Genomic DNA, 22346 nt, shown 5'->3' with positions numbered 1-22346 from the left:
AGCGCAGTTCAGATGCTGCCGATGCCGTTGACCACCAGCGAGACCCCGCCCACCGCGAAGATGCCTATCAGCACGTGCTGGCGGTGGGCCGACGCCCAGTCGTGCAGCCGTCGCAGTACCGCTTCGGTTTTCGTCGGCGCGATCAGATAGCTGACCAGTGCCAGCTCGACAACGGCAAGCACCCCTACGACGAACGCGACTGCAGCGCCGACCTGCGTGCCGATTGCGGCTCCCGAGGCCACGATGATGGTGAGGACAAAGATCAGCAGCTCGGGTGCCACCCCGCCAAGTGCAATGCCGATCACGAACGCGACCCACAAGGACCCGTTTTCCCACGCATTGTGAAAGCGGCCGAGGAGCCGGCGAAGCGGCGACCCGCCTTCCGTCGCCGCATCCTGCGCGCGGCCCAGCAGCCGTGAGATCACGGTCGGCGGACTCGAGTCCAGCTGCGGGGTCGGCGCGTCGCCACCCGTGGTCGGCACGTACGCTCGCCGACGCGCCCGGAAGCGAAGTGTCATCACCGCGGCGATCGACAGTGCGAGCACACCAACGCCGAGTTGAATGTGCCGGACCGTGGAACTCACGGCCAGATTGTCCGCAAAAGATCTAAATGCGGGCGTGACGTGCAGCAGCGTCAACGGAACGCCCACAGCAGGAACGAACGTCGTCACGCAGCCGGCCCAGTAGGCGAGCAGGTTCTGCACTGGCCGCGGCCGGGATATCACCAGAAGGGTGATGGCGAGACGCAGCGGATCGAGCCCGATCACCAGCCCCAGCACCAGTACCGAGCCCCACATGGCCGGAACACTACCCTGTGGGTTCCCTGTGGTCCGCGGCTATTGGCTCGATTCCAATATCAATGGCTCACCGCAAATGTCGTCTCGGCCGCGACGACCCTGGACCTCCGTATGATTCCGAGGTCAAACGGGTCGCGATCATACGGTGACGCAGTAGGGTACGCGAAATGAGCAACGTCCTCGACCCACGTGACCAGGTTTGGTTTGACTACGGGCGAGCGACCGGCGTGAGCACTTTGGTGCAGTGGGTGTGGGCGTACAACCGGCCGATCGACGTCGACGGGCTGCGACGGTTCCATGACCATCTCGCGCGGGGGCGGTTGTCCCGCGGCGTCGAACGCTCGCCGTTGCCGTTCGGCCGTCACCGCTGGGTAGCAGCGGGTCGCCCATCGGACCTTGAGATCGCCGCGACGCAGCGGCCGAGGGACGAATTCGACGTCTGGCTGGGCGAGCAGGCCAACACCCCGCTGGATTGCGAGAACGGACCCGGATGGCGCCTTGCGGCGCTGCCTTTCACCGACGGCGGCGCCGGGGTGAGCTTGATTGTCTCGCATTGTCTGACCGACGGCATCGGACTCTGTGAGGCGCTGGCGGATGCAGCCCTTGGCCGCGACGACCCGATCAGTTGGCCTGCCCCCGGGTCGCGGCGGCGCTGGCAGGCCGTGCGCGAGGATGCCGGCCAAACGCTGCGCGACACTCCCGCCATCGGTCGCGCCGTCGCCGCCGCGGTGCGGGTGGCCCGCCGCAGTCGCGGTGGCGGAGCCGGCGCCCGGGCGGCTCCCACGCCCCTCATGGTGCCCGCCGGCGCCGACGAACCCATCACGCTCCCGACGGCAACAATCTTCGTCGACGCCGGCGAGTGGGAGGCCCGGGCACATTCGCTCGGCGGAACCGCCAACACGCTGCTGGCGGGAATCGCGGCCCGTCTCGCCCAGCGGGTGGGACGGGTCACCGCAGACGGCTCGGTCGCCTTGGTGATGCCGGTCAACGAGCGCACCGCCGGCGATACTCGCGCCAACGCCTACAGCGATGTCGACATCAGGGTCGACCCTTCACTAGCGACGACGGACCTGCGCGAGATCCGGGACGCAGTCAAACAAGCGCTGGTTCGCTACCGGGAATTGGCCGACGAACAGCGGGCAATGCTGGCGATCGTTCCCCTGCTGCCCAAGCGGCTCCTGAAGGTCGCCGGCACCGCGACAAGCGTCATCTCCTCCAACCTCGGCGTGATCGACGCGGCGGTCGGCCGGCCAGATGGCACGGACGCCGACTACTCCGCCGTGCAGAACGCCTACCGCGGCATCACCGAAACGATGCTGCACCGGTTGGGCGGGCTGCAGGCTTTGGCTTCGGGAAGAGCGTGCTCGCAGGTCTTTGTCTCGGTCATGGCGTATCAGCCGGGACGCCCCAACTCGAATGACAGCTTGCGGCACGAGCTTTCGAGTGTTCTGAAAGACTTCGAGCTCACCGGAAGGTACATCGGAGAGCGCCCGGGCCACACATCGCCGAAGGAATCACCACGCCGAACCGACGAGACAAGCGTTACCCACGCTCCGCGGAGTTTTCACCACCATCCGGCAGGGCCGGCGTCACCCCCGATCGGCTAGCCCGGATTTTGAGCAGGGCTCGCGTGCTGATACCCGTGCAGGACCAAGGCATGCCGTGGCACCCTATGAGAGTGTTTGCCCGGGGGTCTGACTAGTTAGGCGGGCGATGCCTGAAGGCGTATTCGGACGTAGTGATGCTGAGATCGACCTCTTGGTGCGTGGCAAGCAGTCGGGAATCGCCGTTGTCGGCTTCGGCTACATCGGCACGGTGATCGGGGCCGTACTGGCTTCTCGCGGTTGGCCCGTCACGGGAATCGATGTCAGACAGAGCGTCGTCGACGAGATCAACCTGGGCAAGACCACCGTGCCCGAGCCGGGGCTCGATGAGCTCGTCGCCAACAGCGTACGAGTCGGCAGGCTCCGCGCCACAACCGATTTCGGCGTTCTGGCGAACAACGACTTCGTCATCGTGAACGTCGGTACGCCGCTTGATGACTTCGAACCCGTCGTCGACCACATCAAGGCCGCGGCGCGGTCCGTGGGAGAGCATCTGCATGCCGGGCACCTGGTCATCCTCAAAAGCACGGTGCCACCCGATACCACCCAGAACCTCGTTCAGCCGATCCTCGAAGAGACCTCTGGACTACGCGCGGGGGTCGACTTCGGATTGGCATTTTGCCCTGAGCGGCTTGCCGAAGGCCGAGCCGTCCACGAACTGACGTCGATCCCCATCGTGGTAGGCGCCATCGACGAGCGCAGCGCGCGCGCATGCGCCACACTGTGGCGTCACACCCTGGGCGTGGACTCCGTCGTCGTGGACGACCCACGCACCGCCGAGATGGTCAAGCTGGCGGACAACCTCTGGATCGACCTGAACGTCGCGCTGGCGAACGAGCTGGCCAAGGTATGCGACCGGATCGGGATGGACGTCCTTCAAGTCATCGACGCGGCCAACACGATGCCGAAAGGCCGCCACGATGTGAACATCCTGATGCCGAGCATGGGCGTCGGCGGCTACTGCTTGACGAAGGATCCGTGGTTCGTCGACCACCTGGGACAGTCGGTGGGCTTGGACCTCGCGATTCCGCGGACATCGAGGACTGTCAACGACACGATGCCCGCCTACACCTACGAGCTGCTCAAGCAACTCCTCGCCGATCAGGGAAAGGCGATCGAGACGAGCAGGATTGCGGTGCTGGGCATCGCGTTCAAGAACAACACCGGCGACTGCCGTCTCACGCCGACCAAACACGTCATCGCCTTGCTCGAGGAGACCGGCTGCGAACTTTCGGTGCATGACCCGTGGGTGGCGGACGAGGAGGCCCTCGCGGTGACGACGATCCCCCTGACCGCAGACATCGAGTCCGCGGTCGAACATGCCGACGCATTGGTGGTCCTCGCGGGCCATCGAGACTTTCACCAGATCCCGTTGATTCGGCTGGCGGGCCTGGCGGGGGCCAATTGCGTGTTTCTCGACGGCCGCAACAGCTTTGACCCGGCAGCGGTGCGCGCCGCCGGCTTCGTCTACAAGGGCATCGGGCGATAGTGTCCAACGTCGTCGTGACGGGCGGCTACGGCTTCATCGGATCGCACTTGGTCTCCGCGTTGCTGCGCCGCGGCGACACGGTCACGGTTTTCGATCTTGCGAAGGACACCCGCGACCGCGCTGTCGACTTCGACCGCCATGCCAACTTCCGGTTCGTGCGGGGCGACGTCACCGATCTGTCCGCCCTGGAAAAAGCACTGATACCTGGCGTCGACACCGTCTTTCACCTGGCTGCCGTCGTCGGTGTCGAAAAATATCTCGAAGACCCGCTGCGGGTTATCGACGTCAACGTGACCGGCACTCGCAATGTCCTCGAGCTGAGTCAGCGCCGCGGGGCGCGCGTGGTGTTGGCCAGCACGTCTGAGGTGTTCGGAAAGAACCCCAACCCACCGTTCGCCGAGGACGACGACCGCGTGCTCGGTCCGACGAGGACGGCGCGGTGGAGTTACAGCACGAGCAAGGCGATGGCCGAGCATCTCGGTTTCGCGATGCACACGACCTACGGACTGCCGGTGACGGTGGTCCGCTACTTCAACGTGTACGGCCCGCGGCAGGCGCCGATATTCGTGATCTCCCGGACCATTCACCGGATTCTCAATGGGCGCCAACCGCTGGTCTACGACGCCGGCGACCAGACGCGGTGCTTCACCTACGTCGACGACGCGATCGCCGGCACCTTGCTTGCGTCCGAGAGCGAGACGGCAATCGGCCAGGCGTTCAACATTGGCAGTATGACCGAGACGACGGTGGGCGGCGCTGTCGCATTGGCGATCAAAATCGCGAACGTCGACGCGGTGTCCAGCGCCGAAGCTCTTGATACTGCGGCACATTACGGCGCGCGCTACGAGGACATCCCTCGTCGTATCCCGGATTCGACGAAGGCGCAGCGGGAGTTGGGGTGGCGCCTGGAGGTCGATCTCGAAGAAGGGATCCGCCGCACCGTCGATTGGGCGCGGGCCAACCCGTGGTACCTCAATGAATCCGAGTGAGAGGCTAAGGTGTCCCGCGATGAAGTTTGCGCTGGCGTTCTATGGAACTCGCGGCGATGTCGAGCCGGGTGTTGCCGTGGCGCGTGAGCTGCTGCGCCGCGGGCACGACGTGCGACTGGCCGTTTCACCGGACCTGGTTGGGTTCGCGGAGTCGGCCGGGATTGCGGCGGTGGCGTACGGGCCGGATGCGCGGATGTGGCAGGACTTGCACCGTGCCTTCTTGACGTGTTTGTTCCGTAAGCCGTGGCGGCTCCGGGATCTGCGCAGGTTGTGGCGCAAGGATCGGGAACTGCTTGCCCAGTGCTGGGAGCAGACCAGCGCGACGTTGAGGTCGTCGGCGGAGGGGGCCGACCTGGTGTTCACCAGCGTGATCGGTGAGGAGCCCGCTGCAAACGTCGCGGAGTATTACGGCATTCCGCTGGCCACGCTGCACGCCTTCCCGTTGCGGCCCAATGGGCAGCTGGCTGCGATTCCGGCTCCGTTGGCGCGTTCCGCAATGAAGTTGTCCGAGGCGCTGGGTCGGCCGTTGACGAAGAAGCTCGAGGACACGCAGCGCCGTGAACTGGGCTTGCCGTCGCGGCGGATCGGCGAAGCGGAAGCGCTGGAGATCCAGGCTTACGACGAGGTTTGTTTTCCCGCTCTGGCGGCCGAGTGGGCAGCATTCGGCGGCCGACGGCCCTTTGTCGGCACGCTGACGCTGGAGTTGACGACGGATGCCGATGACGAGGTCGCGTCGTGGATCGCCGCAGGAACGCCGCCGATTTTCTTCGGATTCGGCAGCACGCCGGCCAAGTCTCCGGCGGAGACGATCACCATGATCGGTGCGGCCTGTGCGCAGTTGGGTGAGCGGGCGTTGGTGTGCGCCGGCGGGACCGACTTCAGCGAGGCGCCCGATGCCGAGCACGTCAAGGTGGTGGGCGAGATGAACTACGCGGCGGCCTTTCCCGCCTGCCGCGCAGTCGTGCACCACGGCGGTACCGGCACCACGGCCGCGGGCCTGCGGGCCGGAGTGCCCACGTTGATCCTGTCGACGTGGGGCGACCAGACGATTTGGGGCGCTGTGGTCAAGCGGCTGAAAGTTGGTACCACCCGGCGGTTTTCGAGCACTACTCAGAGCTCGCTGGTCGCAGACCTGCGCCGGATCCTGGACCTGCAATATGTCGCCCGGGCCCGCGAGATCGCCACTCGGATGACCAAAGCTGACCAAAGCATCGCGGCCACCGCTGATCTTGTCGAGAGCTTCGCCGCACGGAAAGTGAAGGGCCAGAATCCGCGATGAAATTTGCGCTGGCAAGCTACGGAAGTCGCGGCGACGTCGAACCGTGCGTCGCCGTCGGCCGTGAGCTGGTGCGCCGCGGACATGACGTGCGCATGGCCGTGCCGCCCGACTTGGTCGGCTTCGCCGAGGCGGCCGGGCCTGCGGCCGTCGCTTTCGGACCCGAAGTGCAACCCATCCTGGACGCGCATCGCAGCTTCTGGACCTACTTTTTCCGCAACTTCTGGCGGATCCGGGATCTGATCAGGTTGCGGCGCGAAATCGCCGAGCCGGTGATCGAGCGCTGGGACGACATCTGTTCGACGCTGACGTCGCTGGCGGACGGTGCCGATCTGCTTGTCACCGGCCTGAATTTCGAGCAGCCCGCCGTCAACGTCGCGGAGTATCACGACATTCCGCTGGCGACCGTGCATATTTTCCCGGTGCGGGCCAGCGGCCAGTTCTTGCGATTCGTGCCGTCGTGGCTGGGCCGTTCCGCAATGAGGGTGTTCTGGTGGCTTTCTTGGCGTTTGGCGAAGCAGGTCGAGGATGCGCAGCGCCGCGCGCTGGGCCTGCCGAAGGCAACAAGTCCCGTGCCGCGCCGGATCGCCGAACGGGGATGGCTGGAAATCCAGGCCTACGACGACATTTGCTTCCCGGGGCTGGCCACCGAATGGGCGAAGCGTGATGGCCGGCGGCCATTTGTTGGCGCGCTGACCATGGAGTTGCCGACCGACGCCGATGAGGAAATCGCGTCGTGGATTGCGGCCGGGACACCGCCGATTTACTTCGGCTTCGGCAGCGTCCCGGTCGAATCTCCCGCCGCGACGCTCGGCATGATCAGCGCAGTGTGCGCGCAGTTGGGTGAGCGGGCGTTGGTGTGCGCCGGCTGGAGCGACTTTCGCGGCCTCCCCGATTTCGAGCACGTCAAGCTGGTCAACGCGGCGAACCTCGCGGCCGTCTTTCCGGCCTGCCGCGCCGTCGTGCATCACGGTGGTACCGGCACGACCGCCACGGGATTGCGCGCCGGCGTGCCCACGCTGATTCTTGCGACGGACATCGATCAGACGGTGTGGGGAAGCCGGGTCAAACAACTGAAGGTCGGTACGGCCCGACGCTTTTCCGCCACGACCGAGAAAACGTTGGTCGCCGACCTGCGCCGGATCCTGGCTCCTGATTACGTCAGCCGGGCCCGCGAGATCGCCACCCGAATGACCAAAGCGGCCGAGAGCGTTGTGGCGGCCGCCGACCTGGTCGAGGATTTCGCTCACCGCAACGCTCGATGACCTTCTGACCCGGGACTAGAACTTGTTCTTACAGGTGACGGAGATTCTTTGCGTGCCTACCGAAGCGCCGCTTGATGAACAGCGGCAGACCGAAATGGCACAAGGGCCAGCCATCGCGGCGGGCTAGCTACCCTGCTCAGGACCGCCGCAGCCCTGCTCGTGCACGAGCAGCTGGGTGACGGGTCGGGGTCCAAGATTTTGGACGATTTTATCGAAACGCGGACCGATACTCCCCGTATCCACTACTGTCTGTAACGCTGTTCCACGCATGTCTACTGAGCGTGACGTCTAACTAGGTGGTCGGGAGGACTGTGAGCACCAATCCGTATGACGGCGACCATGTTGGTTTTTTCGTCTTGGTCAACCACGGCGAGAACTGGACCGGTACCGCGCCGAAGAGTCTGCGGGGGACCTTGCGGGGGGACGGGCCTTCAAACATTAAGCGGTGAAAGCCCCGGTGGGACTTGATGACCGAGCATTGCCGCTCACCCGGGGCCAGCTCGACATTTGGCTTGCGCAGGAAACGGGGAGCTTAGACGCCAAGTGGCAGTTGGGCATGCTCGGGCGAATCGAGGGCGTCCTCGACCCCGAGCTGCTTGCCAAGGCCGTTCGTCAAGTCGTGGCCGAGGCCGAACCACTCAGAGCTACCTTTTTCGAGGTTGATGGCCACGTTTTCCAAAAGGCCGTTGATTATCCGGACGTCGAGCTCGCTCGCTACGACCTCAAGGGCTCGCACGACCCCGCGCGAGACGCATATCGGCTGGCCTATGCGATTCAGCGCACGCTGATGCCGATGACCGGGCCGCTCTTCAAATTCGCCTTGTTCCAGACAGCGGTCGAGGAATTCTATTTGTTCGTATGCTGCCATCATTTAGTGATAGACGGGATCGGCATCGGACTTATATCGCACCGGATTGCGACCGTCTATTCTGCGATGGCCTCGGGAACGCAGGTTCCGCCCGCATTTTTCGGGTCACTGAGAAACCTGGTCGATTGCGAGTCGAACTACGAGGCCTCTGCTGATTACCTCGCCGACAAGGCCTATTGGACCAACAACCTTCCGCCGGAAAACCAACCGCGCTACCAGCTGGCGCGTGCGGGCGGCGGGCGCGACGCCGGCGAGTCTTCTGCGCCCGTTCAACTGGACCCTGACGTCGTCGCGGAGATCACCCAATTGTCGCGGGCGCTGGGGGTGCGTCGAGCCGCGGTGATCACCGCGGCCTGCGCGCTGCTGGTGCGAGGGTGCGACGTCGAGGGCTCGGAGGTGGTGTTCGACTTCCCGGTGAGCAGACGGGTGCTTCCGGAAACCACCACGGTGCCCGGGATGCTTTCCGGAGTTGTACCACTGGTTTTGAAGGCTTCCCCGTGGCAGGCGGTGGCCGCTTTTTGCGAACACGTGGATGCGCGAATGCGAGAGGCGCTGGAGCATCAGCGTTTCCCAGTGCGTGTTCTCGAGAACAGGTCGCGGCCGCGTGGCTCCCAGGAGCCGTCGAATCGGGTTCTCCTGAATTTCATTCCGACCACGCGCCTAGCGGATTTCGCCGGCGCGGCTGGATCTGGAGCCGTCACCCATTCTGGTTTCGAGGATCAGCTCGAGCTGTGGTTTATCCGCGCCGAGGATCAACTTTTTCTCGACACCGCCGGGCCGGGACAATTGCTTGCCGATTGTGATGTTCACGGTCTAGTGGGCCGGCTGGAACGGGTCATGCTCGCGATGACCGCCGACCCGGCGCGAGCGCTGTCGTCGATCGAGGTAGTGGATGCCGGTGAGCGCGCCCGACTGCACAGGTGGGGCAACCAGGCGGCGTTGACTGCGCCGCCGACTGCGCCGTCGTCGATTCCGGCCCTGTTTGCCTCGCAGGTCGCGCGCGTTCCCGATGCGGTGGCAGTGACCTTCGAGGGCCTGTCGATGACATACCGGCAACTCGATGAGGCGTCGAACAGGTTGGCGCACCTGCTAACCCACCACGGTGTGGGCCCCGGCCAGTGCGTCGCGCTGCTGTTGCCTCGCTCCGCTGAGGCGGTCGCGGCGATTTTGGCGGTGCTGAAGACGGGGGCGGCCTATGTTCCGATCGATCCGGCGGTCCCGGCGGCCCGGGTCGAGTTCGTAGTAGGCGATGCCGCGCCCGTCGCAGCGATCACCACTGCCCGGTTAGCCGATCGGCTGGATGGTTTCGACGTACACGTCATCGATGTCGATGACCCGGCCGTGAGTGCCCAGCCCACTTCTGCTTTGCCGGTGGCGACTGCTGATAATGTCGCGTACGTCATCTACACGTCGGGTACGACGGGTGTGCCCAAAGGAGTGGCCGTCACCCACTCCAACGTGACTCACCTGCTGGAATCCGTCGACGACGACGTGGAGCGCACCGCGGTGTGGTCGCAGTGGCATTCGTTGGCTTTTGACGTCTCGGTGTGGGAGATCTTCGGTGCGCTGCTGAGCGGTGGGCGACTGGTGGTGGTGCCCGAGGTGGTGGCGCGTTCGCCGGAGGATTTCCACGCGTTGTTGGCCGCTGAGCAGGTCAGTGTGTTGAGTCAGACACCGTCGGCGTTTTATGCGTTGCAGACTGCTGATGCGTTGGCACCGGAATTGGGTCGTCAGCTCAAGCTCAAGACGGTGGTGCTTGCCGGGGAAGCGCTTGAGCCGCAACGTCTTCGGACGTGGAGCGACAACCATCCGGGATTGCCGCGTCTGATCAACATGTACGGCACCACCGAGACCACGGTGCATGCATCGTTGCGCGAAATCACTCCTGGCGACATCGACAGTCCCGCCAGCCCGGTGGGGGTCCCGTTGGCCCACCTCGGGTTTTTCGTGCTGGACGGGTGGTTGCGTCCGGTGCCCGCCGGTGTCATCGGCGAGCTGTATGTGGCCGGTGCCGGGCTGGCATATGGCTATGTGCGCCGGGCGGGTTTGACGTCGTCGCGGTTTGTGGCGTGCCCGTTCGGGGTGCCGGGGCAGCGGATGTATCGCACCGGGGATTTGGTGCGCTGGGATGCTGCGGGGCAGTTGAGCTATTTGGGGCGCGCCGACGAGCAGGTCAAGATCCGCGGATATCGCATCGAACTCGGCGAGGTGCAGGCCGCGCTGAGTGCGCTTGAGGGAGTAGATCAGGCCGCGGTGATAGCCCGCGAGGACCGCCCAGGTGACAAGCGGTTGGTGGGGTACATGACCGGCACCGTCGACCCGGTGACCGCGCGCGCCGCACTGGCTGAGCGGTTGCCCGCCTATATGGTGCCGGCGGCCATTGTGGCGCTTGACGTTATCCCGTTGACGGTCAACGGGAAACTCGACAAGCGGGCGCTGCCGGCACCGGAATACGCCGACGCCGATCGCTACCGCGCCCCGGCCAACGCCATCGAAGAACTACTGGCCGGCATCTACGCCCAAGTCCTTGGGCTCGAGCGAGTCGGCGTCGACGACTCCTTCTTCGAACTCGGCGGCGATTCCATCTTGTCGATGCAGGTGGCGGCGCGGGCCCGGGCTGCCGGTGTGCTGTGCCGGCCGCGTGATGTGTTCGTCGAGCAGACCGTGGCCCGGCTGGCCCGGGTGACCCGGGTGGCCGACGCCGCTGGCGGCCCCGTCGACGAGGGCATCGGACAGGTGCTGGCCACCCCGATCATGCGCTGGCTGGCCGGCGTGCCCGGCCCGGTGGATCAGTTCAACCAGACGATGCTCTTGCAGGCCCCGCCGGGGGTGAGCGAGGCCGACGTGGTGGCGCTGTTGCAGGCGCTGCTGGATCGACACGCCATGTTGCGGGCGCGCGTCACGGGTGGCGGCGACGGGGATTGGTCACTGTGGGTGCCCGAGGCCGGCTCGATGGACGCGCGCGATTGCGTGCACTCGGTGGACGTGTTGTCGGTACAGGCGGTGACGGCTGCCCGATCCCGGTTGGACCCGGCCGCCGGGGTGATGCTCAGCGCGCTGTGGGTGGCCTCGGCGGGCCAGCTGGCGTTGATCATTCACCACCTCGCCGTCGACGGGGTGTCGTGGCGAATCCTGTTGGAAGACCTCAACACTGCCTGGGCCCAGCACCGGGCGGGCCGGCCGGTCGCGTTGCCGACTCCGGAGACGTCGTTTGCGCGGTGGTCATTGCTGCTCGCCGAGTACGCGCGCCACCCGGATGCGCTGGCCCAGGTCGAGGCGTGGCGGCAGGCGGCGACGGCGCCTGCGGTGCTGCCGGCGGTGCGCCCGGAGGTCGACACCTATGAACGTGGCGGGCACCTGTCGACCGAGCTGGATGTGGAAACCACCCGCATGCTGCTGGCCGACGTGCCCGCGGCCTTCCATGCCGGGGTGCACGACATCCTGCTGATCGCGTTCGGGTTGGCGTTGACGGAGTTCTTCCACGCTGGTGGCGCGCCGATCGGCATCGACGTGGAGGGTCATGGCCGGCACGAGGAACTGGCCCCCGACGTGGACCTGTCGCGCACGGTGGGCTGGTTCACCACCAAATATCCGGTGTCGCTGAATCTGACTGGGCTGTCGTGGGGGCAGGTGGTGGCCGGCGAGGCTGGGCTGGGGACGCTGGTCAAAGACGCCAAGGAGCAGCTGCGCACACTGCCCAACGAGCTGACCTACGGTGTGCTGCGTTACCTGAACACCGAGGTCGATTTGGCCGGCTCGGACCCGCCAATCGGCTTCAACTACCTTGGGCGGCTTGGTCTTTCGGCCGCCGAGGCCGACGATCTTTGGCGAATCAGCGAGGAAGGCGTGTCGCTCACCGGCGCCGCATCCGCGGTGCCCATGCCGCTGATGCACACCGTGGAGCTCAACGCCGCCATGGTGGACACCGATTCCGGTCCGCATCTGCACGCCGACTGGATCTGGGCGTCCTCGGTGTTGGATGAGGCGCAAATCGGTGAGTTGAGCCGGTTGTGGTTCGAGGCGCTGGCCGGGATCTGCGCGCATGTGCGCCGTGGTGGGGGCGGGTTGACGCCGTCGGATATCGCCCCGGCCCGGCTGAGCCAGCACGAGATCGACGAACTGCAGCGGCAATACCGGATCGCCGATGTGTTGCCGCTGACCCCGATGCAACAGGGCCTGCTGTTTCATGCCAGCACCGCGCAGGGCAGCGACGACGTCTACGCGATGCAGCTGGAGATCACGTTGAGCGGGCCGCTCGACCAGCAGCGGCTGCGCGACGCCGTGCACACCTTGGTGACCCGGCATTCCAACTTGGCCGCCCGATTCAGTCAACAATTCGACGAACCGGTGCAACTCATTCCCGCCGATCCCGAGATGCCATGGCGCTACCTGGAACTCGACGCCGACATCGACGAGCAGATCCTGCAGGTGCGTGCGGCCGAACGCGCCGCGGTAACCGCGCTGACTGACCAGCCGCCGTTTCGGGCCGCGCTGCTTCGCACCGCAGAAAATCGGCACCTGTTTGTACTGACCTACCACCACATCGCGCTAGACGGCTGGTCATTGCCGATCCTGTTGCAGGAAATCTTCGCCGGCTATCACCGGCAGCGGCTACCCCCCGCGCTGCCATACCGCCGCTTCGTCACCTGGCTGGCCGAACGCGACGTTGCCAGCGCCCAAGCGTTGTGGCGCAACGTGTTTGCCGGCTTCGACACCCCCACCCTAGTCGGCCCACCGGATCGGCTGGAGCCGGGGCCGCGCGCCGCCGCCACCTTCCGGGTACCCGAGCCGATCACGCGCGCCCTCGCTGAGCTGGCGCGGGCGCATCACACCACCGTCAACACCGTGCTGCAGGGCGGCTGGGCGTTGCTGCTGACCACGCTGACCGGACAGCACGACGTCGCCTTCGGTATCGCGGTCTCGGGCAGACCAGCCGAGATCGCCGGCGCGGATTCGATGGTGGGCCTGTTCATCAACACGGTGCCGGTCCGCGCGCAGATCACGTCTGCAACCACTACCGCAGATCTGTTGGGACAGCTGCAAGCTGCGTACAACGACACACTCGAGCATCAGCATCTGGGTCTCGGCGACATTCACCGCGTCACGGGCCACGACCAGCTGTTCGACACCCTATTCGTGTTCGAGAACTATCCGATCGACACGGGCGCTTTGTCGGGTGCCGACGGGTTGACCATCACCGAATTCAGCAACCACGAGTACAACCACTACCCGCTGGCCGTGCAGGCCCTGCCCGGCGAGCAACTAAGCCTGCGCGTCGAATACGACACCGAGGTGTTCGACCCGGCCGGCATCCAAACACTGATCGAGCGGTTGCAGCGCACGCTGGTCGCGATGACCGTCGACCCGGCCCGGCGGCTCTCGGCGATGGATGTCTTGGATGCCGGTGAGCATGCCCGGCTGCGTGAGTGGGGCAACCGGACCGTGCTGACCCGGCCCGCACCGGCCGCAGCATCGGTTCCGGAGTTGTTCACCGAACAGGTCGCGCGCACTCCGCAGGCAGTGGCGGTCAGCTACGAGGGCCGTTCCATGACCTACCGCGAGCTCGACGAGACGTCGAACCGGTTGGCGCACCTGCTGGCCGACCACGGCGTAGGCCCGGGACAGTATGTGGCACTGCTATTTTCGCGGTCGGCAGAGGCCGTCGTCGCCATCCTGGCAGTGCTCAAGACCGGAGCGGCCTACCTGCCGATCGACCCGGCGCTACCGCTGGCGCGCATCCGGTTCATGGTGGCCGATGCCGCGCCGATCGTTACGTTGAGCACCACCGGGCTGCGATCCCGACTGGACGGGTGCGACCTGCGGGTCATCGATATCGACGATCCCGCACTGGAGGCCCAACCCGTCACCGCGCTGCCGGCGCCGGCCCCCGACGACGTCGCCTACCTGATTTACACCTCGGGTACCACCGGCGTGCCCAAAGGGGTTGCGGTCACTCACCACAACGTGGCTCGACTGTTCGACACCGTGGACGCCGACCTGCAGGCATCGGGCGTGTGGTCGCAGTGGCACTCGTATAGCTTCGACGTCTCGGTGTGGGAGATCTTCGGCGCGCTGCTACACGGCGGCCGGCTGGTGGTGGTTCCCGAGCCGGTGGCCGGCTCGCCGGATGACTTGCACGCCTTGCTGATTGACGAACGAGTCGACGTTTTATGCCAGACGCCTTCGGCAGCGGGGATGCTCTCGCCGCAGGGTTTGGAGTCCGCAGCGTTGGTGGTGGCCGGAGAGGCCTGCTCGCCCGAGCTGGTGGATCGGTGGGCTTCGGCGCGGATGATGATCAACGCCTACGGCCCCACCGAGACCACCGTGTACGCGGCGATCAGTGCGCCGCTGACCGCCCGCTCGGGAGTCGTGCCTATCGGTGCGCCGGTAGCAGGAGCAGCGCTGTTCGTGCTCGACGGTTGGTTGCGCCCGGTGCCGCCCGGTGTCGTCGGGGAGCTGTACGTGGCCGGCGCCGGCGTGGGATGTGGCTACGTGCGGCGACCCGGGTTGACCGCGTCGCGGTTTGTGGCCTGCCCGTTCGATGGGTTCGGTGAGCGGATGTATCGCACCGGCGATCTGGTGCGGTGGCGTACCGATGGCCAGCTGGATTATCTGGGCCGTGCCGATGAGCAGGTCAAGATCCGTGGGTATCGCATCGAACTCGGCGAGGTGCAGGCGGCGCTGAACGCGCTCGACGGCGTGGACCAGGCGGTGGTGATCGCCCGCGAGGACCGCCCGGGTGACAAACGGCTGGTTGGCTATATCACCGGCACCGCGGGCCCGGCCGGCGTACGCGAGAAGCTGGCCGAGCGGCTGCCGACGTATATGGTGCCCGCCGCGGTGGTGGCGATCGAGACGCTGCCGTTGACGGTGAACGGCAAGCTCGACAAACGGGCCCTGCCGGCCCCCGACTACAATCGCGGTGACTATCGCGCGCCGGCAAACGCGGTTGAGGAGATCCTCGCCGGCATCTATGCCCGAGTTCTCGGGCTCGAGCGGGTCGGGCGCGACGACTCCTTCTTCGAACTCGGCGGGGATTCGCTGTCGGCAATGCGTCTGGTTGCCGCAATCAACAAATCTCTGCGTGCCGGGCTTGCGGTGCGTGCCGTGTTTGACGTGCCCACGGTCGCCCAGCTGGCGCCGCACATTGGTGACGGCGCGAGGCGGCTGGAGCCGTTGGCGGCTATGCCGCGACCGGCGGTGGTGCCCTTGTCGTTTGCCCAATCCCGGCTCTGGGTTCTGGACCAGGTGCAGGGGCCGTCCCCGGCCTACAACATGACAACAGCATTGCGGCTGCGGGGACTGCTGGATGTCGACGCCTTGGGTGACGCGCTACGCGATGGGGTGCGCCGCCACGAAAGCCTGCGCACAGTGTTTTCGGCGCCCGAAGGAATACCCCAGCAAGTGGTTCTGCCCGTCGAGAAGGCCGACTTTGGCTGGGACGTCGTCGACGCCACCGGCTGGCCGGACAGCCGGCTGCAAGAGGCCATCGACGAAACGGCGCGGCACGCATTCGATCTGACCGCTGAGATTCCTTTGCGGGCAAAGCTATTCCGTGTCGCCCAGGACGAGCATGTGTTGGTGGCGGTACTGCACCACATCGCCGCCGACGGCTGGTCTATCACTCCGCTGGTGCGTGATCTGGGTGTGGCCTATGCCAGCCGGCGGGCGGGCCGGGTGCCTGAGTGGGCGCCGTTGCCCGTGCAGTACGTCGACTACACGCTCTGGCAGCGCGCGCAATTCGGCGATCTGGACGACAGCGGGAGTCCGATCGCCGCCCAGCTGGCCTACTGGCAGGACGTCCTGGTCGGCCTGCCGGAGCGGCTGCAATTGCCCACCGATCGGCCCTATCCGCCGGTGGCCGATCACCGTGGCGCCAGCGTGGCGGTGGAATGGCCGGCCGAGTTGCAGCAGCGGGTGGCGCGGGTGGCCCGCGAGCACAATGCGACCAGCTTCATGGTGGTGCAGGCCGCGTTGGTCGTGCTGCTGGCCAAGCTCAGCGCGAATCCTGATGTGGCGGTGGGTTTCCCGATCGCCGGGCGCCGTGATCCCGCCCTCGACGAGTTGGTCGGGTTTTTCGTCAACACGCTGGTGCTGCGGATCGACATGTCCGAAGACCGCAGTGTCGCTGAGCTTTTGGTTCAGGTGCGACAGCGCGCCCTGGCCGCCTACGAACACCAAGACGTGCCGTTCGAGGTGCTGGTCGAGCGGCTCAACCCCGCGCGAAGCCTGTCCCATCATCCGCTGGTGCAGGTGGCGTTGGCATGGCAGAACCAGCCGGCACAGCTGACCTTGGCCGATCTGGAGGCCACGCCAGTTCCTGTGGAAACCCGTTCTGCTCGCATGGATTTGGTGTTCTCCCTGACCGAGCGCTGGACCGAGGCCGGTGCGCCCGCCGGGATCGGCGGGGAGGTGGAGTTCCGTACTGACGTCTTCGACGCGGCCAGCGTCGAGACGCTGGCCGAGCGGCTGCGGCGGGTGCTGGAAGCCATCACCGCCGACCCGGGGGCGATGTGGTCGTCGATGGATCTGCTCGACGAGAGGGAGCACGCCCGGCTGGATGCGGTGGCCAACCTCGCGGTGCTGACCCGGCCCGAACCGTCGGCGCCGTCGATTCCCGAGCTGTTCGCAGCACGGGTGGCCCACGCACCGGAGGCAGTGGCAATTCGCTGCCAAGGTCAGTCGATGACCTACCGCGAGCTCGACGAGGCGTCGAACCGGTTGGCGCACATGCTTGTTGCCGAAGGTGCCGGATCGGGGCAGTGCGTGGCGCTGCTGTTGTCGCGGTCCGTCGAGGCCGTCGTGGCGATATTGGCGGTGCTGAAAACCGGGGCAGCGTATCTGCCAATCGACCCCACAGTACCGGCTGTCCGCATCGGGTTCGTGGTTGGCGATGCCGCACCGGTCGCCGCCATCACCACCGCGGATTTGGCGGAAAGGCTGGACGGGTTCGACATGCCCGTCGTCGACGTCGACGACCCCTGCATCGGCGCGCAGCCCGCAACGGCACTGCCGGCGCCGGCCGCCGCCGACATTGCCTATCTGATTTACACCTCGGGAACCACCGGAGTTCCGAAAGGCGTTGCGGTCACCCACCGCAACGTCACCCGTTTGCTGGGGTCGTTGGATGCGGGGCTGCCGGCGGCGGGCGTGTGGTCGCACGCTCACTCCCTGGCATTCGACGTGTCGGTGTGGGAGATCTTCGGCGCGCTGTTGCGTGGGGGCCGGGTGGTGGTGGCGCCCGAGGCGGTGACCGGTTCCCCGGACGAGTTGCGCGCCCTGCTGATTGACGAACAGGTCGACGTGCTGACGCAGACTCCGTCTGCCCTGCAAGTGCTTTCGCCTGAGGACTTCGAATCCGTGGCGCTGGTGACGGTCGGTGAGGCATGTTCGGCCGAGGTGGTGGACCGGTGGGCGTCGGGGCGCTTGATGGTCAACGCCTACGGCCCCACGGAGACCACGATGTGTGTCGCGATCAGTGCCCCGTTGACGCCGGGGTCGGGGGCGCCGCCGATCGGTTCGCCGGTGCCGGGTGCGGCGTTGTTCGTGCTCGATAGCTGGCTGCGGCTGGCGCCGGTCGGTGTGGTCGGCGAGTTGTATGTGGCCGGCGCCGGGGTGAGCGCCGGGTATGCGGGACGCAATGCGTTGACGGCGTCGCGGTTCGTGGCATGCCCGTTCGGCGTTGCAGGGGCGCGCATGTATCGGACCGGCGATTTAGTGCGTTGGCGCGCAGATGGGCAGCTGGATTATCTGGGCCGCGTCGATGAGCAGGTCAAGATCCGCGGCTATCGCATCGAGCTGGGCGAAATCCAGGCCGTGCTAATCGCTTTGGACGGCGTCGAGCAGGCGGTGGTGATCGCGAGCGAGGATCGCCCGGGCGACAAGCGCCTGGTCGGCTACATCACTGGCACCGCCGACCCGACCGACATCCGTGCCCAACTCAGTGAGCGGCTGCCCGCGTACATGGTGCCGGTCGCGATCATGGCGCTGGACAGTTGGCCGTTGACACCCAACGGCAAACTCGACACCCGCGCCCTGCCGGCCCCCGAATACACCACCGGCGACCCGTACCGCGCCCCGGCCACCATGGTCGAGGAGGTCCTGGCCGGCATCTACGCTCAAGTGCTCGGGCTCGAGCGCGTCGGCGTCGACGACTCCTTCTTCGATTTGGGCGGGGACAGCATCTCGGCGATGCAGGTGGTGGCGCGAGCGCGGGCCGCGGGTCTGCTGTTCCGGCCGCGCGATGTGTTCGTCGAGCAAACTGTGGCCCACCTGGCACGGGTGGTCGACACAGCCGGTGCCGGTGGCCAGGTCGACGAGGGCGTAGGCGAGGTCAGCCCCACCCCGATCATGCGCTGGCTGAACAGCATTGACGGCCCGGTGGATCAGTTCAATCAAACCGTGCTGATCCAGGCCCCGCCAGACGCATGTGAAGCGGATGCAGTGCTGCTGTTGCAGGCGTTGCTGGATCGGCACGCCATGCTGCGCGCGCGCGTCGACGACGGCGGCTGGGTGCTGACCGTGCCCGAGGCCGGATCGGTGGACGCACGCGCTTGCCTGCACACCGTCGACGCATTGTCCGACGAGGCGCTCATCGAGGCGCGGTCGCGTTTGAACCCTGCCGCCGGGGTGATGCTCAGCGCGCTGTGGGTGGCCTCGACGAGCCAGCTGGCATTGATCGTTCACCACCTGGCAGTCGACGGGGTGTCGTGGCGAATCCTATTGGAAGACCTGAACATTGCATGGGCTCAGCATGGCAGCGGACAACCGGTGGCGCTGTCGGCCAGCGGAACGTCATTTGCCAGGTGGGCGAAGCTTCTCAGCGAGCACGCCCACGCTCCGGACGTCGTCGCCCACGCGGAAGTCTGGAAACAGGTGGCGGCGACCCCGGCCGCACTGCCAGCGGTTCAGCCGGACGTGGATACCTTTGCAAGCGCCGGCCATCTGTCAGTCTCGCTGGACGCCCAGACGACGGCGATGCTGCTCGGTGACGTAGCGGCGGCGTTTCACGCCGGGGTGCAGGACATCCTGCTGATCGCATTCGGGTTGGCGTTGACGGAGTTTCTGGGCACCGGTGCCGCGCCGATCGGCATCGACGTCGAGGGCCATGGCCGCCACGAAGAACTGGCCCCCGACGTCGACCTGTCGCGCACCGTCGGGTGGTTCACCACCAAGTACCCGGTGGCGCTGAAACTGGGCGGGTTGCGCTGGGGTCAGGTGATCGCCGGTGAGGCGGCGCTCGGGGCGGTGATCAAAGACGCCAAAGAGCAACTGCGCGCTCTCCCGGACGGCCTGACCTACGGCGCGTTGCGTTATCTGAACAGCGATGTCGACCTGGCGCAGCCCGAGCCGCCGATAGGATTCAACTACTTCGGGCGTCTTGGCGCCGCCACGGGTACCGGGTCGCGTGATGTTTGGCGGATCTGCCAGGAAGGCCTGTTGTTCGCGGGATCGAGCGCGGCGATACCGATGCCGATGGCGCACACCGTGGAGCTCAACGCCGGAACCGTCGACACCGACGCCGGCCCGCACTTGCACGCCGACTTAGCTTGGGCGCCGTCGTGTTTCAACGAAACTCAGGCCAGCCGGCTGACCAGGCTGTGGGTCGACGCCCTGTCCGGAATCTGCGCGCACGTGCGGGCCGGCGGCGGCGGGCTCACCCCGTCGGACATCGCCCCGGCCCGCCTGAGCCAGCCGCAGATCGACGAGCTCGAGCGCCACTATCCCGTCGTGGACGTATTACCGCTGACGCCCTTGCAGCAGGGCCTGCTCTTTCACGCCCGCAGTGGGCACGACCGCGATCTCTATGCGGTGCAACTGGACATGACCTTGAGCGGCCGGCTCGATCATCAACGGCTACGCGATGCGGTGCACGCGGTGATCAACCGCCATCCGCAACTGGCGGCCCGATTCTGCGAACAGTTCGACCGACCGGTGCAACTCATCCCGGCCAATCCCGAAGCCCCTTGGCGTTACGTCGATCTTGAGAATGACGCCGCCCCCGACGAACAAATCGACCAGCTCTGCGCCGCCGAACGCGCCGCGGTCTGCGACCTGGCTCACCCCCCGGCTTTTCGGGTCGCTTTGATCCGCACCGCACCGGATCGGCACCGCTTCGTGCTGACCAATCACCACATCGTGCTCGACGGGTGGTCACTGCCCATCCTGTTGCAGGAAATCTTCGCCTGCTATCACGGACAACGGCTGCCCGCGGCAGTGCCATACCGCCGGTTCATCACCTGGCTGGCTGAGCGCGACCACGAGGGTGCCCGCGCCGCGTGGCAAGAAGTGCTGGCAGAGTTCGACGCCCCCACTCTGGTCGGCCAGCCGCAAAACGCAAAGCCGGCGCAGCGAGGCGTCCTCTCATATCGACTGCCCGAGAACATCACTGGCTCGCTCAACGAACTGGCCCGCGCACACCACACCACGCTCAACACCGTGCTGCAGGCTGGCTGGGCGCAGCTGCTGACGTGGCTGACCGGCCAGCACGATGTCGCATTCGGCACCACGGTGTCCGGCCGGCCCGCCGAGGTGCCCGGCGCGGACTCGATGGTCGGTTTGTTGATCAACACGATACCGATGCGGGCGCGCATCACCGCCGAAACCACAACCGTCGAACTGCTCGACCAACTGCAGCGGCTCCACGCCAACACCCTTGAGCACCAACATCTATCGCTGAACGAGATTCACCGCGTCACCGGCCACGACCAACTGTTCGACACCCTGATGGTGTTCGAGAACTACCCCATCGAAACCAACGCAATGTCGGGGGTCGACGGGCCGGCCATCACCGGGTTCACCAGCCGCGAATCGACCGACTACCCGCTGACAATGCAAGCCATCCCCGGTCACGAACTTGGCCTGCGCGTCGAATACGACACCGAGGTGTTCGACCCCGAATACATCGAATCACTCGTCGGCCGGTTGGAGCGGGTGCTGGCGGCGATGACCGCGAACCCGACCCGAGCGCTTTCGTCGATGGATCTGCTCGATGCTGACGAGCACGCCCGGCTGGACGGCTGGGGTAATCGGGCAATGCTGAACCGGCCTACGTCCGGAGCGACGGTTCCGGCGCTGTTCGCCGAACAGGTGACCCGCACACCGGATGCGGTGGCACTGAGCTGCCAGGGCCGCTCGTTGACGTATCGGGAGCTGGATGAGGCCGCGAATCGGTTGGCGCACTTGCTCGCTGAGCGAGGTGTAGGTCCGGGCGAGCGGGTGGCGCTGCTGTTTACCCGATCGGCCGAGGCGGTTGTCGCAATTTTGGCGGTGCTCAAGTCCGGTGCGGCTTATCTGCCGATCGATGCGGCATTGCCCGATGCGCGGGTCGAGTTCATGCTCACCGATGCCGCGCCGGTCGCGGTGATCACCACGGCCGCGTTGGCGCAGCGGGTGGCTGGGTATGGGGTGGCGGTTGTTGATGTCGACGACCCCGCTGTTGGTGGCCAGCCTGTTACGGCGCTGCCGGCACCGGCGCCCGACGACCTCGCCCACATCATCTACACCTCGGGCACTACCGGTGTCCCCAAAGGCGTCGCCGTCACCCACCACAACGTCACCCGACTGTTCGACTCATTCGACGCCGGCTTGCAGCCACACGCCGGACAGGTGTGGACGCAGTGTCATTCGTATGCGTTCGACTTTTCGGTGTGGGAGATCTGGGGCGCACTGTTCTTCGGTGGCCGGTTGGTGGTGGTCCCCGACTCGGTGACACGCTCAGCGGAAGACTTCCACGCCTTACTCGTCACAGAGCGCGTCAGAGTCCTGACGCAGACTCCGTCGGCGCTGAGTGCGTTGTCGCCGCAGGGTTTGGAGTCGGCGGCATTGGTGGTCGGAGCTGAGCCGTGTCCCACCGCATTGGTGGACCGCTGGGCGCCGGGGCGAGTGATGCTCAACGTCTACGGCCCCACCGAAACGACCGTGTTCGCAACGGCCAGTGTGCCATTGGCACCAGGGGCGGGCGCGCCGCCGATCGGTTCATGCGTGCCAGGCGCGGCGTTGTTTGTGTTGGATGGGTGGTTGCGGCGGGTGCCGGTGGGGGTGGTGGGGGAGTTGTAT

General features: G+C 66.2%; 7 protein-coding genes. 6 read left to right on the top strand and 1 reads right to left on the bottom strand.

The genetic code is table 11. The features are described from left to right. Positions 1-8: 8 nt before the first annotated feature. Positions 9-797 carry a GAP family protein gene (locus tag AWB95_RS12540; RefSeq protein ID WP_062538408.1) on the bottom strand — a complete coding sequence of 263 codons (789 nt, stop codon included), beginning with the start codon at positions 795-797 and terminating at the stop codon, positions 9-11. A 167-nt stretch (positions 798-964) separates the two neighbouring features. Here AWB95_RS12540 and AWB95_RS12535 point away from each other — a divergent pair, with 167 nt between their 5' ends. From AWB95_RS12535 to AWB95_RS12510, 6 genes are all read left to right on the top strand, one after another. Further along, positions 965-2404, top strand: coding sequence for a hypothetical protein (locus AWB95_RS12535; RefSeq protein ID WP_238600950.1), 1440 nt, complete (start codon positions 965-967; stop codon positions 2402-2404). A gap of 106 nt (positions 2405-2510) precedes the next feature. Further along, entirely contained in the window at positions 2511-3890 is a 1380-nt protein-coding gene (locus AWB95_RS12530) for a nucleotide sugar dehydrogenase (RefSeq protein WP_062540299.1), read from the top strand. Beyond that, positions 3890-4879, top strand: coding sequence for an NAD-dependent epimerase/dehydratase family protein (locus AWB95_RS12525; protein WP_062540298.1), 990 nt, complete (start codon positions 3890-3892; stop codon positions 4877-4879). The genes AWB95_RS12530 and AWB95_RS12525 overlap by 1 nt, the downstream gene beginning before the upstream one ends. Before the next feature lie 19 nt (positions 4880-4898). Next, on the top strand, positions 4899-6158 hold the full coding sequence (locus AWB95_RS12520; protein ID WP_062540297.1) for a glycosyltransferase: 1260 nt from the start codon (positions 4899-4901) through the stop codon (positions 6156-6158). Then, complete coding sequence (locus AWB95_RS12515; RefSeq protein ID WP_062540296.1) at positions 6155-7420, top strand: glycosyltransferase; 1266 nt, start codon at positions 6155-6157, stop codon at positions 7418-7420. The genes AWB95_RS12520 and AWB95_RS12515 overlap by 4 nt, the downstream gene beginning before the upstream one ends. Positions 7421-7865: 445 nt before the next feature. Next, the coding region (locus AWB95_RS12510; RefSeq protein WP_428838833.1) for an amino acid adenylation domain-containing protein at positions 7866-22346 on the top strand (14481 nt) is incomplete at its 3' end.

This window comes from Mycobacterium celatum (assembly GCF_002101595.1).
Lineage (GTDB): Bacteria > Actinomycetota > Actinomycetes > Mycobacteriales > Mycobacteriaceae > Mycobacterium > Mycobacterium celatum.
This window is presented reverse-complemented; position numbering and strand designations above follow the sequence as displayed.

What these genes read in the sequence shown, in the direction of transcription:
- AWB95_RS12540 (WP_062538408.1), bottom strand. Translation starts at nt 797, where the DNA reads ATGTGGGGCTCGGTACTGGTGCTGGGGCTGGTGATCGGGCTCGATCCG.
- AWB95_RS12535 (WP_238600950.1), top strand. Translation starts at nt 965, where the DNA reads ATGAGCAACGTCCTCGACCCACGTGACCAGGTTTGGTTTGACTACGGG.
- AWB95_RS12530 (WP_062540299.1), top strand. Translation starts at nt 2,511, where the DNA reads ATGCCTGAAGGCGTATTCGGACGTAGTGATGCTGAGATCGACCTCTTG.
- AWB95_RS12520 (WP_062540297.1), top strand. Translation starts at nt 4,899, where the DNA reads ATGAAGTTTGCGCTGGCGTTCTATGGAACTCGCGGCGATGTCGAGCCG.
- AWB95_RS12515 (WP_062540296.1), top strand. Translation starts at nt 6,155, where the DNA reads ATGAAATTTGCGCTGGCAAGCTACGGAAGTCGCGGCGACGTCGAACCG.